The organism is Bacteroides rodentium JCM 16496 (assembly GCF_000614125.1).
GTDB classification, from domain to species: domain Bacteria; phylum Bacteroidota; class Bacteroidia; order Bacteroidales; family Bacteroidaceae; genus Bacteroides; species Bacteroides rodentium.
In genome coordinates this window covers 1-1,430 of the sequence record NZ_BAKJ01000131.1, presented here as the reverse complement: position 1 = coordinate 1,430, position 1,430 = coordinate 1, and the positions used below count along the sequence as shown (strand labels likewise).

Genomic DNA, 1,430 nt, shown 5'->3' with positions numbered 1-1,430 from the left:
AATGGTAATTTAACTAAAGATTTAAACAAGGGAATTAGCAATATGTCGTATAATTGTTTAAATTTGCCTAGTGCAGTAACGTTCAGTGACGGTAGCACGTTTACTTATACTTACGCGGCCGATGGTACAAAGCTGAAAACCGTGCATAAGATAGGAGCAGCTACCACCACAACGGACTATTGCGGAAACGTGATCTATGAGAATGGACTACAAAAACTGTTGTTGACGGAAGCGGGTTACGTTACTTTGAATGACAAGAAGTATCATTATTACCTGAAGGACCATCAGGGGAACAACCGTGTAGTCATCAACCAGAGCGGCACGGTGGAGGAAACGAATCATTACTATCCTTTCGGCGGTGTCTTTGCAAGTAGCAATAGTGTTCAGCCTTATAAGTATAATGGTAAGGAATTTGATGCGAAGAAAGGGCTGAACTGGTATGATTATGGGGCAAGGCATTATGATGCTGCGCTGGGACGGTTTACGACGGTGGACCCGCTGGCGGAGAAGCATTATTCAGAAAGTTTGTATACTTATTGTTATAGTAATCCTATAAATTGTATAGACCCTAACGGGAAAGATGGTATTTATATTGCTTTCCCCGATTATAAAATATCAACTCCTATTGGTAAGATTGGAAATTTAGGTCATGCTGGAGTATTGCTAATTGATAATAAAACAGGAGTGACTAAATATTACGAATATGGTAGATATGATAAAGAGGGGAAAGGAATTGTCAGAACATTCGCTGTTCCAGATGTAAAAATGGGGCAAGATAAAAAGCTACATTTGAATCATTAAATAAAACCTTATCAGTAATATCTGAACAAGCAGGACATGGTGGGAGAATAGAAGGAGCATATATTGAAAGTGATAAATTTGAAGAAATGAAAACTTATGCAGAATCAAAAATAAGCAGAGAACTCTAATCCAAAGAGAAAAGAGTATTCATTAAGGAATAATAATTGTGGAACTTTTTGCAGCTGATGTTTTGAAACAAGATCCATCTGTAAAAGATAAGGCACCAGTAATTATAGATCCAAGACCTAATAGCATAGTTAAAGAGTATCAAGATAATTTTAAGTCACTAAATTATGATCCTAAAAAGAGACAAGTTAAAATTGAATAGATATGGAAAGTCAAAGTATATCTTTAGGAGATTTATTTTCAGTTGAATTATTTGTAGGATCAATAACGTTTGTTTTAGGAACGGTTGTGTTCTTTTTATTATTGTTGAAATTGAGGCTTAATCTTAAAACGACATTATTATATTGTTGTCTGCAATTGGTACTTGCTGTCTCTCTTTCTACTATTTTCTTTATGTTTTGGCGTTTTAATTTTGATATAATGATAGGTTTTCTATATTTACCAGGTGTACTCTCCGAGGTTTTTATAATGTTTTTATTCTATTTTATATTAAAAATAAAGAA

The 1,430-nt window shown here is 34.4% G+C and carries 3 protein-coding genes; all 3 read left to right on the top strand.

Features of this window, described 5'->3' with window-relative positions; translation table 11 throughout:
• Positions 1-801, top strand: an 801-nt coding sequence (locus tag JCM16496_RS24480) for an RHS repeat domain-containing protein (RefSeq protein ID WP_025836429.1), incomplete at its 5' end; no start/stop codon positions are given.
• Positions 802-967: 166 nt separating this feature from the next.
• Positions 968-1,129: a hypothetical protein gene (locus JCM16496_RS22865; protein WP_159102493.1), complete on the top strand. Its 162-nt coding sequence runs from the start codon at positions 968-970 to the stop codon at positions 1,127-1,129.
• A gap of 2 nt (positions 1,130-1,131) precedes the next feature.
• A partial coding sequence (locus JCM16496_RS23150) for a hypothetical protein (RefSeq protein ID WP_025836428.1) occupies positions 1,132-1,430 on the top strand: 299 nt, incomplete at its 3' end.